This is a genomic window from Microbacterium pullorum (genome assembly GCF_014836535.1).
GTDB lineage: Bacteria > Actinomycetota > Actinomycetes > Actinomycetales > Microbacteriaceae > Microbacterium > Microbacterium pullorum.
Genome location: NZ_JACSQP010000011.1, coordinates 39,617 through 54,900, shown reverse-complemented (window position 1 = coordinate 54,900; position 15,284 = coordinate 39,617). Strand labels below are relative to the sequence as shown.

Annotated in this window: 11 protein-coding genes; 4 read left to right on the top strand and 7 right to left on the bottom strand. The window is 69.4% G+C overall.

The genetic code is table 11. From position 1 onward, the window contains the following. Positions 1 to 2 precede the first annotated feature (2 nt). Genes H9651_RS13685 through H9651_RS13670 form a run of 4 tightly spaced genes read right to left on the bottom strand, consistent with a single transcriptional unit; the run spans position 3 to position 4,580 of the window. Positions 3 to 1,379, bottom strand: coding sequence for a Gfo/Idh/MocA family protein (locus H9651_RS13685; protein WP_191719889.1), 1,377 nt, complete (start codon positions 1,377 to 1,379; stop codon positions 3 to 5). Continuing rightward, positions 1,376 to 2,245, bottom strand: coding sequence for a carbohydrate ABC transporter permease (locus H9651_RS13680; RefSeq protein WP_191719888.1), 870 nt, complete (start codon positions 2,243 to 2,245; stop codon positions 1,376 to 1,378). Before H9651_RS13680 ends, H9651_RS13685 begins: the two co-directional genes overlap by 4 nt. Beyond that, entirely contained in the window at positions 2,242 to 3,204 is a 963-nt protein-coding gene (locus H9651_RS13675) for a carbohydrate ABC transporter permease (RefSeq protein WP_191719887.1), read from the bottom strand. The genes H9651_RS13680 and H9651_RS13675 overlap by 4 nt, the downstream gene beginning before the upstream one ends. Continuing rightward, a complete protein-coding gene (locus tag H9651_RS13670; protein WP_191719886.1) occupies positions 3,201 to 4,580 on the bottom strand; it encodes an ABC transporter substrate-binding protein in 1,380 nt (459 codons plus the stop codon). Before H9651_RS13670 ends, H9651_RS13675 begins: the two co-directional genes overlap by 4 nt. 174 nt (positions 4,581 to 4,754) lie before the next feature. On the opposite strand from H9651_RS13670, the gene H9651_RS13665 reads away from it, so the two are divergent. Then, on the top strand, positions 4,755 to 5,741 hold the full coding sequence (locus tag H9651_RS13665; RefSeq protein ID WP_191719885.1) for an Lrp/AsnC family transcriptional regulator: 987 nt from the start codon (positions 4,755 to 4,757) through the stop codon (positions 5,739 to 5,741). Here the strand turns inward: H9651_RS13665 and H9651_RS13660 are convergent. Then, positions 5,731 to 7,944, bottom strand: coding sequence for an outer membrane protein assembly factor BamB family protein (locus H9651_RS13660; protein ID WP_191719884.1), 2,214 nt, complete (start codon positions 7,942 to 7,944; stop codon positions 5,731 to 5,733). The two genes, H9651_RS13665 and H9651_RS13660, sit on opposite strands and share 11 nt — an antisense overlap. Positions 7,945 to 8,232: 288 nt before the next feature. On the opposite strand from H9651_RS13660, the gene H9651_RS13655 reads away from it, so the two are divergent. After that, positions 8,233 to 9,531, top strand: a complete 1,299-nt coding sequence (locus H9651_RS13655) for an alkaline phosphatase family protein (protein WP_191719883.1) — start codon at positions 8,233 to 8,235, stop codon at positions 9,529 to 9,531. Positions 9,532 to 9,535: 4 nt separating this feature from the next. Here the strand turns inward: H9651_RS13655 and H9651_RS13650 are convergent, their stop codons facing one another. Then, a complete protein-coding gene (locus tag H9651_RS13650) occupies positions 9,536 to 10,585 on the bottom strand; it encodes an App1 family protein (RefSeq protein WP_191719882.1) in 1,050 nt (349 codons plus the stop codon). Positions 10,586 to 10,590: 5 nt separating this feature from the next. Further along, complete coding sequence (locus H9651_RS13645; RefSeq protein ID WP_191719881.1) at positions 10,591 to 11,274, bottom strand: DedA family protein; 684 nt, start codon at positions 11,272 to 11,274, stop codon at positions 10,591 to 10,593. 42 nt (positions 11,275 to 11,316) lie between these two features. Here H9651_RS13645 and H9651_RS13640 point away from each other — a divergent pair, with 42 nt between their 5' ends. Together H9651_RS13640 and leuS are read left to right on the top strand one after the other, a co-directional pair. Then, positions 11,317 to 12,624 (top strand): anthranilate synthase component I family protein, encoded by a 1,308-nt coding sequence (locus H9651_RS13640; protein ID WP_191719880.1) that lies wholly within the window; start codon positions 11,317 to 11,319, stop codon positions 12,622 to 12,624. A 16-nt stretch (positions 12,625 to 12,640) separates the two neighbouring features. After that, positions 12,641 to 15,280 carry a leucine--tRNA ligase gene (gene leuS / locus H9651_RS13635; RefSeq protein ID WP_191719879.1) on the top strand — a complete coding sequence of 880 codons (2,640 nt, stop codon included), beginning with the start codon at positions 12,641 to 12,643 and terminating at the stop codon, positions 15,278 to 15,280. Positions 15,281 to 15,284 lie beyond the last annotated feature (4 nt).

The window sequence follows — 15,284 nt, the reverse complement described above, 5'->3', positions numbered from 1 at the left end:
CCTCACACCACGGGTTCCGGGGTGACGCCGTGCCGGCTGACCCACTCCGCGAACTCGATGCGCGACCCGCTGAGCCGGGATTCCTCGGCGGCGAAAGCCATCAGGTGGCTGTCGAGGGCCGTGCTGAACGACAGTTCGCCCGCGCCGACCGTCCCGTCGCCCAGCGCGGCGACGAACTCCGCCATGAGGCCGGCGTCGCCGCCGGCGTGGCCGGCGTGGTCACCCAGATCCGCGTCGGCCGCTGCCACGGTGAGCGTGTGCCGGATGTGGCCCATGGGCTTCATCGTCGTCGTGCCGTGCTGCGCGATTGGCAGTCCGTCGGGCAGCGTCGCTCCCGGCGAGAACAGGTCGATCACGAGTTCGCCGCTCTCCATGTGACCGGTGAGCTGCCCACCCGACCCCGTGATCGCCACGGTGCGGGTGTTCTCGGCGGTGAAGGCGGATGCCGTGAGCGTCGCGGTCAGGCCCCCAGGGAACTGCATCGTCGTCTGCTGATGGTCGGCGACGTCGTTTCCGCTGCGGTAGACGCAGCGGCCGTACTCGCCAGTGCTCAGCGCCTCGAGTCTGCCGGCCGTGGAGGTGTCGTCACCGAGCAGGTGCACCGGGTGCCCGTGGACGTCGGCGAGCGCCTCGACGTAGTAGCGCGGCGCGAAGTACGGGCAGGTGGCGGCGACGGGGCATCCGTCCACGCAGAATGCCGGCGCTCCTGCGGGGGCATTCTCGGGTCGGAACTCTGAGAGCCCCCCGATGCTGTAGAGCGTCTCAGGCGCGTCGCCGGCGATCCAGCGGATGAGGTCGAGGTCGTGGCAGGTCTTGGCGAGCACCATGGCGCTCGAGGTGGCTGTGTCGCGCCAGTTGCCGCGCACGTACGAGTGGGCGAAGTGCCAGAACCCGATGTTCTCCCGCACCTCCATGGTCATCAGACGCCCGATCGTCCCCGAATCGATCACCTGCTTGATGGCCCGCCAGAAGGGCGTGAACCGCAGCACGTGGCCGATCGCGAGCCGCGCCGACACCCGGTCGGCGTGCGCGGCGAGCCGTTCGAGCTCGTCCAGCGTGGGCGCCGCGGGCTTCTCGAGCAGGAACGGCACCCCCGCGTCGGCGACGGCGATCGCCACGTCCACATGCAGGGCATCGGGAACCGCGATCACCACGCCATCGGCGGCGAGCATGCCGAGGTCGGCCACCGCATCGCGCCAGTCGGCGTACTCGATCGCGCCACCGGCGGCCGCAGCCAACGAAGTACGACGTGTCGCGTCGATGTCGACGACGGCGACGACCTGCGCCAGCTCGGGGTGGGCGATCACCCAGCGTCCGTAGGCATCGCGTCCGCGGCCTCCGGCACCGATGATGACGATCCGTTGGGGTGTGGAACTCATTTCTCCGCTCCGGAGGTCAGGCCGTCAACGAGGTATCGCTGGGCGAGGAAGAACAGGATGACGACGGGCACCGTCACGGCGATGGAACCGGCGAGAAGCACCGGGACCGGCACGTTGAAGTCGGCCAACTGCGAGATGCCGAGGGGAGCTGTCCACAGGTTACGGTCCTGCACGAGGAACAGCAGCGCGTAGAAGTACTCGTTCCACGCGATCATGAAGACGTAGATCGCCGTCGCGATGACACCGGGAAGTGCGATCGGCAGCACGACGCTGCGCAGCATCTGGGGGAGCGTCGCCCCGTCGATCGTCGCCGCTTCCTCGATGCTCTCGGGCAGGGCGAGGAAGTAGTTGCGCATCATGTAGATCGAGACCGGCACGGTCGTGGCCACGTAGACGAAGAACAGGCCGACGAGCGACCCGGTGAGTCCCGCTTTGGCCAGGAGCACGAACAGCGGCACCGACAGGACGATGCCGGGGAACAGGTAGATCCCGAGGATGATCGCGTTCACGACCTTGCGTCCGCGATAGCGCAGGCGGGCGGCGGCATAGGCGCCGAGGATCGACACGATGATCGAAAGCACCACGGTGCCGACCGCGACCACGAGGGAGTTGAGCACGAACCGGCCGAGCCCGAAGCCGCCCTGCGACTGGTCGAGCATGGCCGTCGTGTACGCCGTGAAGTCGAGCTCCTCCCAGGACGGGAGCAGATCCAGCGGCGCCTGGACGATGGCGGAGTAGGGCCGCAGCGACAGCAGGAACCCGTAGACGACAGGCCCGATCGAGATCACCAGGGCGGCGGCGATGAGCAGGAACCGCCCGACGTTGGCGGCCGGGCTCGGTGCGAGGGGTGAGCGGTGGCGGCTCATTCGACATCCACCTTCCTTCGTGAGAGCACGACGTAGACCGCCAGCAGCGCGACCAGCACCACCGACATGAGGAGCCCATAGGCTGCGGCGCTGCCGATGTCGGCACGGGTCACCAATTCGGTGTAGACCTTCAGCGCCATCACCTGGGTGCCGCCGGCGCCCTCGGTGAGCAGGTAGATCTCGCTGAAGCTCTGGAACGTCCAGATGAACCGCAGCAGACACAGCAGCAGGATCACGCCCTTTAGTTGGGGCAGGACGATACGTGTCGTGATCTGGAAGCCGTTGGCGCCGTCCAACGCCGCGGCCTCTTCGATGCCGGGGGTTACGCCCTGGAGCCGCGCCGTGATGAACAGGAAAGCCAGCGGCGCCGACGCCCAGATCTCGAACAGGACCACGACCAGCAGCGCGAGCGGCACCTCGATGCCGAACACCTCATAGCGGGCTGTGTTGAGGAAGCCGATGGAGCTCTCCCACCCGAGCACTTCCCGACCGAACGCGTTGACGATGCCGTACTGCGGGTTGAGCATCGTCTGCCAGATGGTCACGGCAGCGATGAGTGGCAGCACGTACGGCACGAGCAGGAGCGCGCGCACGATTCCGCGTCCACGGAACGGTCGGCGCAGCGCGAGCGCGAGGATGAGTCCGACCGTGACCGACCCGATCATCGTGAGCGTCGAGTACGTCAGGGTCGTGCCCAGCGCGTTCCAGAACGAGGGGTTGCCCAAGGCCCGGGTGAAGTTGTCGAGGGTCCAGTCGATGGGCTGTGTGCCCAGCAGCGGGATGTCCACCAACCGGATCTCGCTGAACGCGAAGACGAAGACGAGGATGAGCGGCAGGATCGAGGCGAACAGGATGACGACGAGCGTCGGTGCCGTCAGGAGCAGGCCGTTGCGGTTCTCACGCCGGGGGCGGCTGAGCTGCCGCCCCCGGGTCGTGCGCGGTGAAGTGGTGCTGGTCACAGGCCTGCCTGGACCTCCTCGACCGCCGCGCGCATCGCTGCGGTCACGTCGGCGGCGGAGGTGCCGGAGTAGAGCTGTTCGATCTGCCCTGCCAGCACGCCCTGGCTCGACACGAGGCCTGCGAGCGTGGCGTCGTCGGTGCCCATGCCCCACAGGGACACCGCGTTGATGCCCTCTTCGATCGCGGTGCTGAAGTCCTCGCCGTACAGTTCGACCGAGGTCATCTTCTGGCCCGGGCCGATGCCGAGGCCGCCCCAGGCGGAGAGGAACTCGGTCGGGTCGTCGGCCGTGCCGTTGCGCAGCGGAATGCGGCCCTCGGTCGCGACACCCAGCGTGTCGACGTAGCCGGTGCTCATGGCGTACTCGATGTACTTCTGTGCCGCCTCGACGTTGGCGCCGGTCGGGATGCCGTAGCTCAGCATGGCGCCGAACTGAGCGGGGTTGTCCTCGTCCAGCACGGTGATGAACTGCGTGTGGTCGGCGAGGAACGTCGGCGTGGCAGCGCACTCGCTGCACGTCGGGGGAGTGGCGGAGTCGAGACCCGCGAGTTCGTCGAGGATGTGAGTGGAGAACAGCAGCATCGCTGCGTCGCCGTTCATGTACGCGGCGCGAGCGCTGGTGACGTCGAAGTCGCCGGCGACAGAGGAGTTGCGGAGAGTAAGGAATTCCTCTGCCGCGTCGGTGCATTCGGCGGAGTCGATGAGCACCTCACCGTCGACGACGAGTTCGCAGCCGGCGCTCTGGAAGAGCGACTGGATGCCCTCGGTCGCCGAGGCGGTTCCGGCCTGCGTGCCGAATGCCATTCCCGTGATGCCCAGCGTGTCTTTCACGGTGGCGGCGGCATCCGCGAGTTCGGAGAGGCTCGTGGGCACGTCGACGCCGGCCTCCTCGAGCAGGTCGGCACGGTACGCGATGACATGCGTCCAGCCGTCGCTGGGCACGGCGGCGATCTCACCGTCGAGCGTGACGGCATCGATGGCGCGCTCGTTGAAGGTCTCCTGACCCAGCGTCGCGACGACCGCGGAAGCGGCCGCTGTGTCGAGCAGGCCCTGCGACGTCCAGGCGCCGGCCTGGGTGGAGGTGTGGAGGATCACGTCGGGGACGTTGCCGGAGGCGGCGCCCGTGACCAGAGCCTGGTCCTGGTCGGCACCGGCCATCGGGACGACCTCGACGTCGATCCCGGTCTCTGCGGTGAATGCTGCGGCGACGGCCTCCTGGGCTGCGAGCCGCTCAGGCGTGGTCTGGGGCGTCCAGAAGGTGACCGACTGGTCGGCTGCCTGCTCTTCGGCCTGGCCACCTGTGCACCCCGCGAGCAGGGTCACTGCGGCGACGGCCGCGATGGATGCCGCGAGGCGCGGCCGGAAACGCTGGGTCATATGCGTCACTCCTCGTTCGTGGCGCAGGGCGCCGGTGGGTTCGTGAGGGGCGACCTGGCGCCACTGCACGGGTACGCCGATCCTCTCGGGAGATGAGGGTGATCGACGACATTTGCGGGTATCTTGCAAGGAACCTGCTGATGAGACAGTACCCATGAACCGAAGGCGCATTTCTTGGATGATCTCGACCGTCGCATCGTCGGCGCCCTCATGGCCAACCCGCGTGCGAGCAACGCCCAGGTCAGCGACGTCGTTTACACCTCGGAGGCGACGGTGTCGCGTCGCGTGAGCCGACTCCTGCGCGAGGGAACGGTGCGCGTCATCGGAGTGCTCGATGGTGAGGCGACCCGGCGCACCCGTTCGCTCTTCGTGCGGCTGCGTTGTCGTCCCGGCGAGGCGCACCGCTCAGCGGCGCGACTGGCGGCGTGGCCGGAGTGCGGGTCGGTGAAGCTGCTGACCGGCAGCGTCGACTGCATCGCGGAGATCAGCTACACCTCCAACGAGCATCTGCTCGCGATCACCCTCGAGCAGCTGCCGTCGCTCGATGGCGTGTTCGCGGTGTGGAGCAATCAGGTGATCCGCCGCTTCGCTACACCCCACAGCTGGTTGCCCGACCTCCTCGCCGCCGACCTCGTCGAGCAGCTGCGCGGTCAGCGACTGGACCCGTGGCACGACCCGCTTCCCGATCGGCCGGCAACCACGGATCCACTCGACGAGCGCATCGCCGACCTGCTCTCGCACGACGGCCGGCTCGGCTGGCAGCGTCTCGGCGAACTCTGCGACGCGAATCCCGTCACGGTACGACGACGCACCGAGGCCATGATGACGGCCGGCGCCCTGCGCATGCGCACCGTCGTCGAACCCGAGAGCATCGGCCTGCCGGTCAACGCCTTCGTCTCGCTCAACGTAAATCCCACCCAGCTCGGCCACGCCGGCGACCTACTGGCCCAGCATCCGTCCGTGCTGATGATCGCGGCGACCACCGGTGATCGAAATCTGTGCGGCGAGATCGCACTGCCATCGGATGCCGCGCTCTACACCTTCATTTCTGACACGATCGGCAGCCTGCCCGGGCTGCAGCACGCCGACGTCGCAGTCGCTTTGCAGTCCGTGAAGCGTGCCGGGCTCACCCCCGCCACCCCGCCCGAGCTCAGACGGTGATACCCCGAAGCACCCCGTCCTGCGCGCCGACGATCAGCTGACGTCCGAGGATCGCGGGCGTGGAGAACGTGTTCGCGGTGAACAGCTGCCGATCGGCCGTCACCGCTCCGGTCGCCGGATCGATCGCGACGAGGCGCCCGCCGGTGCCGAACAGCCACACGGTACCGTTTCGCGCATCCCGCACGGGCCCCGCGTTGAGCGCGCGCGGCACAGCCTGGGTGCTCCAGCGCCTCGCTCCGGTGACGGGATCGATCGCGTCGACGATGCCCCATTCCGTGGTGAGCAGCAGCGTCCCCTCGTCGATGAGCAGTGCGGGCGCAAAGATGTAGCTGCCGTCGATGCGCCACCGTTCCGCACCGGTCTCCGGGTCGACGGCGATGGCGTTGGCGACGGTACTGAACAGCACCGCGCCGGTCGGGAGCACCTCGATCCAGTCGTCCCAGGGCCCATAGATCAGCTGCCGGTAGGTGTCGGGGCGCACGTTGGTGAGCACCGACCACAGCGCGCTCCCGTCGGCGAGGTCATAGGCGTAGCCGCGACCGTCGCCGGCACCCACGAAAACCCGCTGCCCGTCAGAGGCGGCACGCCCCGCCGAGAGCCGCGGCACCTCAGATTCCCAGAGCATCGCGCCGGCACCGTCGAGGCAGAACAGGCGGTCACCGGCGGCGACGACGATGCGATCGACGCCGCCGACGTCGAAGACCGCCGGGGTGGACAGCACGGGGCGGCCGAGGTCGACCACCCAGCGTTCCTGGCCGTTCGTCGCGGTGAGTGCGCTGAGGGTGTGATCCGCAGAGGGGACGAACACGACCGTGCCGTCGGTGGAGAACGCCGCCGCGCGGTGCACGGGGCCGAGATCGCGCTCCCAGAGTCGATGCCGCGCCGCGCCGGTGATGCGCAGCGCCGCCACGCGACCCGAGCTGGATGCCGCGACCACCGTGCTCCCGAACGCGGCCAGCGCGCCCTGGATCTGGCCGCCGATCGGCAGTTCCCACTTCGGGGTGGACCGCGACTTGCCACGGTGATCGACCGTGACGTTCTCGTACCAGAATGCTCCGGTGCCGTCGACGGCACGGAACCGCACACGATGGACGCCCGGCAGGAGCGCGCTGCCGTCGAGCGTGCCGCTCCACGAGCCGCCGGTACGAGTGAGCGGCACCCATTCGCCGTCGAAGACCGCACCGAACACATCCTGCGCATATATCTGGGCAGCCACCTCCACAGCTCCCGGCCCGGCGACCGCGCTGAGGGTCAGCGTGCCGCGATCTATCCGTGCACCGCCGGATACCGGTCCAGCGGTGCGGCCGGGGCCGACCCCGAGCGGGATCTCGGCGACAGGCTGCACTGTCGGCGCGTCGGTGTCGAGGGCACCGAGCGTGACCTGCTCGACGACGAGCACACGGTCCTCGGCGTCGCGGCGCTCCGTGACGCGCAGGTAGAAGGGACCGCTGCGCGTGTTGATGGCGGCGACCTGAGTGAGCCCGTTGAAGCGATCGACCTCGCTTCGGTGGATGTGTCCCGCGAAGATGCCGCGCACCCGGTACGGCGCGATCGTCTGCAGCAGCGCGTCGTCGTCGTTGACGTAGTGGTTGCGACCGGCCAGCGGGAAGTGCAGGAACATCACGCTCGGGACGTCTCCCGCGGCATCCAGGTCGCTTCGGATGTCGTCGAGATCCCCGCCGAACAGGCCAGGCTCCTGCAGTGTCTGGGTGGGATCCAGCGCCATGAAGTGCACACCGCCGGCGTCGAAGCTGTAGCTGGTCGGGCCGAACCACCGCTGGAACCTCTCGCGCGCCGTGATATCCCAGCGGATCTCGTGGTTTCCCGGCGTGTGCCTGATACGACTCCAGAGCCCCGCGGGGATCGCGGCGCGGTAGGCCGCGAAACCGGTCTCGTCGCCGAAGTCGGTGATGTCGCCGCAGTGCAACACGAAGTCGGGGTCCTCTGGCTCAACGGCGGCGAAGACGCGCGCCAGGTTCGCCATTCGCTCGCCCTCCTCCTCGTTGGCGTGCGTGTCGGTGAGCACGACGAAACGCAGCGCGCCCCCGTCGTCGGCCCGGGCAGCTCCCACCGCCGCACCCGGCCACGGACCCCACCCGGTTGCCGCCGCACCCACACCGAGTCCCAGCGCAGACAAACCGAGGAAGCCCCGCCTGCTCACACGCCCCACGCCGCCACTCGCCGCTGCGTTCAGATCCGTCATCGCCACACTCCGCTTCGTCGCCGATTGCCTTCTGAGCACCCAATCGGCAGCCGACTGACCCCGCCAGAGCGCCCCGCCGGTTTGAGAGGGATCGGCATGGGGTGCGCCGTTGTCGCAAGGATTCAACATCGCGACGACCGACGCGGTGGCAGATTCCCGTCAGGAGCCATGGTGACGATCCCGGTTCCTTGCACGCCGCAGCGGGGTGGTTGACCGATCGCGCCGAGCGGCCTCAGCGTCGTGGCATCCGGTATTCCCGGTGTTGGTCGAACCTCTGGAGTCTTCACGATGCGTATCCGGTTCCGTTCCCTCCTCGCCGTCGCTGTGGCGACCGTCGCCGCCGGCGGCGTCATCGGTGGTGCACCGCTCGCCGCGCCCGCCGCCTCGCCACCGCCGCCCGCAGAACATGTGGTCTTCATCGGGCTGGACGGCTTCGACGCGGCCTATCTCGAGGAAGCTCCCCTGCCGAACCTCCGCCAGCTCGTGAAGCGGGGCAGCCTGACGACTTCCTCGGGTGTGATGACGTCGATCACCAACCCGTCGTGGTCCTCGATCGCGACGGGCGCCTGGCCTGCCACCCACCAGAACACCGCCTACTGGTTCGACACGCAGACGGGGACCGCCCGCAGTCAGCAGCGGGATCTCGCCGTGCCGACCATCGCGCAGTCGCTGCGCGATCAGGGTGCCACCGTCATGTCGTCGCAGTGGTTCATCCTGCAGAACTACGGCGTCACCTACGGCGACCCGGATGGGCTCTACACACAGCCCGGCGGCACGTGCGAGCGCCGGGCCGACGATGCGATCGCGGTGCTGCGCGGCGAGCCGGTCGACAGCGGTGGGCAGATGATCACCACCAACGGCATCCCCGATCTCATCGCCGTGTACTGCGACACGTTGGATGTGCTCGGCCACGCCGACGGTGCGGATGCCGCGGGCATGCCCGCCGCTCTCGCCGAGGTCGACGCACAGATCGGTCGCATCGTGGCGGCGGTCAAGGAAGCGGGCATCTACGGCCGCACGGCATTCGTGATCACCGGCGATCATGGGATGGGCACTTTCACCCAGGGCATGCAGCCGGAGCTGCTCGATGCTGTCGCCGCCGCGGGGTTCCGGGCGGAGATGCTGACGGCAGGACGCGCACCACGCCCCGACACCGACGTCGTAATCGTCGTGGGCGGAGTCGGATCGCTGCATCTGATCGGCGACGCCGCAGCCGACCCGACGGCGGCGGCCCGCATCGACGCGGCCATCAGCGCGTTGCCGAACATCGCGGCGGTGTACGACAAGTCGGAGCAGGCAGAGCTTCACATGTCCCCGAAGTACGGGGAACTGGTCATCGAACCCGTCGCGGGCTGGTCGCTCGGCGCCACTCCCGGTGACGCGGCCGGGGTGCACGGCACGAGCCGCGAGCTCGAGGTGCCCCTGGTGCTCGCCGGCTCCGGCGTGCGCCCCAACGCCGCGCCCGAGGCGCCGCGCCACATCGATGTCGCGCCGACCATCGCGGCGCTGCTGGGCTACGAAGGACCGGCGGGCGCCGACGGTCGGGTGCTCACCGAGGCGATCCGCTTGCGCGGCGCAGGCGACTGACTGCTCAGGCGGGCGGGTCGAGCTTGACCACTCCGACGTCGGCGAGCCGGTCGAGCAGGCCCGCACCGTCGGAGTCGGTCACCCACGGCACGCCCGCCGCGGAGTGGTCGTCGACCACGGTGCGGCCACCGGCGAGCACGGCCTCGGTGGCGGAGAGCCGCCTGATCGCGACGGCGGCGACGCGGTCGGGGTGCTGCGCCGCGAAGGCGGTGTACAGGGAGTCGTCGTGCTGGCCGTCATCACCGATCAGCAGCCACTTGATGTGGGGGAACTCCCGGGCGAGCCGAGTCAGATTCTCGGCCTTGTGCAGCCGGCCGCTGCGGAACCAACGATCGTGCGTCGGACCCCAGTCGGTGAGCAGCATGGCCCCGGGCGGGAACACGTGCCGCCGGAGGAACCGCACAAGGGTGGGAGCGACGTTCCACGCGCCGGTCGAGAGGTAGATCACGGGAGAACCCGGGTTGTCGCGTGCGATGCGCTCCAGCAGCACGGCCATGCCGGGCACCGGCTGGCGCGCGTGCTCGTCGAGCACGAACGAGTTCCACGCGGCGACCAGGGGCCGGGGGAGAGCCGTGACCATGACGGTGTCGTCGATGTCGGAGACGATGCCGAAGCGCACCTCGGGCGCGACGATGAACACGCGGGTCTCCACCGGTTCACCCCCCTCCACGGACATCGTGATGGGCTGCCACCCGGGAGCGAGACTTCCCGGCAGCGTGGCATCGATGACGCCGCCCCGATCGGCGACGACCTCGTGCGCGACGCCGTCGATCTCGATCGTGACCTGTGCGAAGCCCACCGGCACCGCCGCGAAGCTGCGCCAGCCGCGCACGCTGGCGTATTCGCCGCGCGAATCGGTGCGCACCAACGGCACCATGAGGACGCGCCCGAGCACGCGCACCCAATCCGGGCCGCCGTAGCCGGGGAATGCCGCCACCGTGGGGAGCTGGCCGCGCCGCCGCGCGCGACGCTCGCGCCACGAGTGGAAGCTGTATTCCAGGCGCGCGATCCAGAGGATCTTCGGACGGGGGGGAGCGGGGTCTGTGCCGGGCATCCCGTTCAGTCTCCCATGCCCTCATCGGCATGTGGTGACGATGGTGCTTTCTGCGACTCGAGGTGCCGACGCTCACGTCGGGCGATCAGGCGCTTGGCGAGGTAAGCCAGCAGGAGGAACCCGACGATGACGCCCACGAAGATGTATCCGGCGAAGTGGATGCGGTCCGACAGCTCACGGTAGGTGCCGGCGGCGGCGGCGGCGACTCCCACGTAGGCCACCGACCACAGCGCGCAGGCGGGGAGCGTCCAGGCGATGAAGCGGCGGTACGCGTAGCCGCTCATCCCGACGGTGAGGGGCACGAGTGAGTGCAGCACCGGCAGGAACCGTGACAAGAAGATGGCCGGCCCCCCGCGCCGCCGCAGGTACATCTCCGCTTTCGCCCAGTTGTGCTCACCGATCCTCGCACCGAGCCGGGAGAAGCGGATGCGCGGCCCCAGCACGCGGCCGAGCCAGAACCCGATGCTCTCGCCGACGAGCGCGCCGATGATCACGGCGATCACCAGCAGCACACCTTCCAGGGGCGACGCGACGGCGGTGCCGGCGACGATGACGATGGTGTCGCCGGGCACGACGAGTCCCACGAGCACACTGGTCTCGAGCATGATGGCGAGCCCTGCCAGCACGGTGCGCAACACCGGGTCGACGCTCTGCACCGCGTCGAGCAGCCACGTGAGGAACTCATTCACGGTGAGAGCCTAGGCGCCGCAGCCGACCTCTAGCCTGAGAAGGTGCTCCCCACCCTGTCCGCCCTGCCTGTCGCGTGGGCCGATCCGGCTGCGGTGTTCGCCGGGGGCCCCGCGCGCGAACCGCACGCCTTCTGGCTGGATGCGGGCCCCGAAGCGGTGACCGGCTGGAGCTGGATCGGCATCGGCGAGCCCGAACCCGACCACGCCGTCGTCCACTCGGTCGGACTGGGAACACCCCGTGCTGCGGCGTCATCGTGGGGCCCGTTCCACGGGGGATGGGTCGGGTGGATCGGCTACGACGACGCCGCCGCCCGCGCCGGGGCCCCGCACCGTGACGACACGGCCGCCCCCGACCAGCTGTGGCTGCGCGCCACGCACTTCGTCGCGTTCGACCATGCGGAGCGCCGGATGTGGGCCGTCGCGCCCGCGGACGATGTCGAGGCGTTCGCGGCGCAGGCGACAGTGTGGGCCTGTGCCGAGCGCCCGACGGTCTCGCCGGCGGCGCGCCACATCGCGCGCGCCCGCGTGAGCGCGCGCGTGTACGCGCGCCGCATTGAGCAGTGTCGCGCCGCCATCCGCGAGGGCGACGCCTATCAGCTGTGCCTCACCACGCGGTTCGAGGTCGCCGGGGCGGAGCCGATCGACCCCGTTGCCGCGCACCTGCGCCTGCGGGCCTCGTCGCCCGCGCACCACGGCGGGCTCATCCGCAGCGATGACGTCGCACTCGTCTCGGCCAGCCCCGAGCGCTTCCTCGAGGCAGCCGGTGGCGTCGTGCGCACGCGACCGATCAAGGGCACCCGTCCGCGAGGGACGGATGCCGCCACGGATGCCGCATCGGCGGCGGAGCTTGCGGCCAGCACGAAGGAACGCGCCGAGAACGTCATGATCGTCGACCTCATGCGCAACGATCTGTCACGCGTGTGCGCACCGGCATCCGTCGCCGTCGACGCTCTGCTCGCGGTCGAGTCCTACCCGGCGGTGCATCAGCTGGTCAGCACCGTGGGCGGGCGACTGCTGCCGCACGTCACGGTCGCGGAGCTGCTCGCGGCGACTTTTCCCGCCGGCAGCATGACCGGGGCCCCGAAGCTGTCGGCCATGACCATCCTGCACGAGCTCGAGGCCGCGCCGCGGGGGGTGTTCGCCGGCTGCTTCGGGTGGGTGGGGGCAGACGGTGCGCTGGATCTCGCGATGGTGATCCGCTCGATCGTGGTACACCCGGGCGGCGCGTACGTCGGCGCCGGCGGCGGCATCACGTGGGGGTCCGACCCCGAAGCGGAGGTCGCAGAGGTCGCCGTGAAAGCGCGTGCGCCGCTCGCCGCGCTCGGCGCACACCTGCCCTCCGGCTGGTGACACAGCCGGTCCGGTAATGTGGAACGACGCGTTTCACGCGACCCGAGTACCCCACGATTGGCAATATCCCGTGTCCCACACGCCTTCCCCAGACTCCACCGGCGACAGCGCCGCATTCGACGTGCACGCGATTCAGGAGAAGTGGCAGCGACTCTGGGAGCAGACCGACCCGTTCCGCGCCGGCGGTGACGACGACACCCGCCCGCGCAAGTACGTGCTGGCAATGTTCCCGTATCCCTCCGGCGACCTGCACATGGGTCACGCCGAGAACTACCTCTACTCCGACATCGTCGCGCGCTTCTGGCGCCACCGCGGCTACAACGTGCTCAACCCGATCGGGTGGGACTCGTTCGGCCTGCCCGCCGAGAACGCCGCCATCAAGCGCGGCGCCGACCCGCGCGAGTGGACCTACGCCAACATCGACCAGCAGAAAGCGAGCCTGAGGCAGTACGGCGTCTCGTTCGACTGGAGCCGGGTGCTGCACACGAGCGACCCCGACTACTACCAGTGGAACCAGTGGCTGTTCCAGCAGCTGTTCGAGCGAGGCCTGGCCTACCGCAAGGAGAGCCCGGTCAACTGGTGCCCCCACGACCAGACGGTGCTCGCCAACGAGCAGGTCGTCGACGGACGCTGTGAGCGCTGCGGCACCGAGGTCGTGAAGAAGAAGCTCACGCAGTGGTACTTCCGCATCACCGAGTATGCCGACCGGCTGCTGGACGACCTCAACCAGCTCGAGGGCTTCTGGCCGCACAAGGTGCTGCAGATGCAGCGCAACTGGATCGGTCGCTCGGTCGGCGCCGATATCGACTTCGAGATCGAGGGCCGGGCCGACAAGGTGACGGTCTTCTCGACCCGCCCCGACACGCTGCACGGTGCCACGTTCTTCGTGGTCGCCCCCGACTCCGACCTCGCCGCCGAGCTCGCCGCGGGCTCCACGCCCGAGGTGCGCATGCGGTTCCAGGACTACCTGGAGAAGGTGCAGAAGGTCACCGATATCGACCGGCAGGCGACTGACCGGCCCAAGACCGGTGTCTTCCTCGAGCGCTACGCGATCAACCCGATCAACGGTGAACGGCTGCCGATCTGGGCCGCCGACTATGTGCTCGCCGACTACGGCCACGGCGCCGTCATGGCCGTGCCCGCGCACGACCAGCGCGACCTCGACTTCGCCCGCGCCTTCGACCTGCCGGTGCGCGTCGTCGTCGACACGACCGCGCCCGTGACCGGCGCGATCCCCGTGATCGAACTGGATGCCGCCGGCGAGCCGATCGACCCCGAAGGCGGCCTGGACGTCGCCGACGAGCTCGACCCCGCCGTCACCGGCATCGCGCTGACCGGCGAGGGGCGCCTCATCAACTCCGGCGTTCTCGACGGTATGAACAAGCGCAATGCCATCGCCCGCGCGATCGAGCTGCTCGAAGCCGCCGGCACCGGGCGCGCCGCGAAGACCTATCGCCTGCGCGACTGGCTCATCTCGCGCCAGCGGTTCTGGGGCACGCCCATCCCGATGGTGCACACAGACGACGGTCGCATCGTTCCGGTCCCGGCAGACCAGCTCCCCGTGGAGCTGCCCTCGGTGAAGGGCCTCGACCTCACACCGAAGGGATCGTCGCCGCTGGGTGCCGCGACCGAGTGGGTCACGACGGTGGACCCCGAGACGGGTGAGCCGGCGCGTCGCGACCCGGACACGATGGACACGTTCGTCGACAGCTCGTGGTACTTCCTGCGCTTCCTCTCGCCGGGCGACCAGACGCAGCCGTTCTCGCAGCGCGAGGCCGACCGCTGGGGACCGGTGGACTTCTACATCGGGGGTGTCGAGCACGCCATCCTGCACCTGCTGTACGCGCGATTCATCACGAAGGCCCTCTACGACATGGGCCACGTCGAGTTCACCGAGCCGTTCTCGAGCCTGATCAACCAGGGCATGGTGATCCTCAACGGCGCCAAGATGTCCAAGAGCAAGGGCAACCTGGTGCTGTTCCAGCAGGAGCTCGACGCCCACGGCGCCGACGCGCTGCGGGTGGGCCTGGCGTTCGCCGGCCCCGTCGAGGACGACAAGGACTGGGCCGACGTTTCCACCGTGGGCGCCGCGAAGTTCCTGGCCCGCGCACTGCGCATCGCCGGCGACGTCAGCAGCAAGCCCGACGTCGTCTGGGCGGACGGTGACATCGCGCTCCGCCGCGTGACCCACCGCCTGCTCGCGGATGCGCCGGCCCTGGTCGAGCAGACGAAATTCAACGTCGTCGTCGCCCGTCTGATGGAACTCGTCAACGTCACCCGCAAGACGATCGATTCCGGTGCCGGGGCGGCCGACCCGGCGGTGCGCGAAGCCGCCGAAGTGACCGCGATGGTGCTCGACCTGTTCGCCCCGCACACCGCGGAGGAGATGTGGTCGATCCTCGGGTACGAGCCGTTCGTCGGTCTCGTACCGTGGCGTCAGGCCGACCCGACGCTGCTCGTGGAGGACACCGTCAAGGCCATCGTGCAGATCGATGGCAAGGTGCGCGCGACCCTCGAGGTCTCGGCGCGCATCGATGCCGCCGAGCTCGAGGCGATGGCCCGCAGCGACGAGCGCGTGCTGCGTTCGCTGGCCGGTCGCGAGATCGCGCGTGCCGTGGTGCGGGCGCCGAAGGTCGTGAGCTTCACCACGGCCTGATCCG

Bases quoted from the DNA above. Each gene is read 5' to 3' on its own strand.
- H9651_RS13670 (WP_191719886.1), bottom strand. From the start codon at position 4,580: ATGACCCAGCGTTTCCGGCCGCGCCTCGCGGCATCCATCGCGGCCGTC.
- H9651_RS13660 (WP_191719884.1), bottom strand. From the start codon at position 7,944: ATGACGGATCTGAACGCAGCGGCGAGTGGCGGCGTGGGGCGTGTGAGC.
- H9651_RS13685 (WP_191719889.1), bottom strand. From the start codon at position 1,379: ATGAGTTCCACACCCCAACGGATCGTCATCATCGGTGCCGGAGGCCGC.
- H9651_RS13650 (WP_191719882.1), bottom strand. From the start codon at position 10,585: ATGCCCGGCACAGACCCCGCTCCCCCCCGTCCGAAGATCCTCTGGATC.
- leuS (WP_191719879.1), top strand. From the start codon at position 12,641: ATGTGGAACGACGCGTTTCACGCGACCCGAGTACCCCACGATTGGCAA.
- H9651_RS13680 (WP_191719888.1), bottom strand. From the start codon at position 2,245: ATGAGCCGCCACCGCTCACCCCTCGCACCGAGCCCGGCCGCCAACGTC.
- H9651_RS13655 (WP_191719883.1), top strand. From the start codon at position 8,233: ATGCGTATCCGGTTCCGTTCCCTCCTCGCCGTCGCTGTGGCGACCGTC.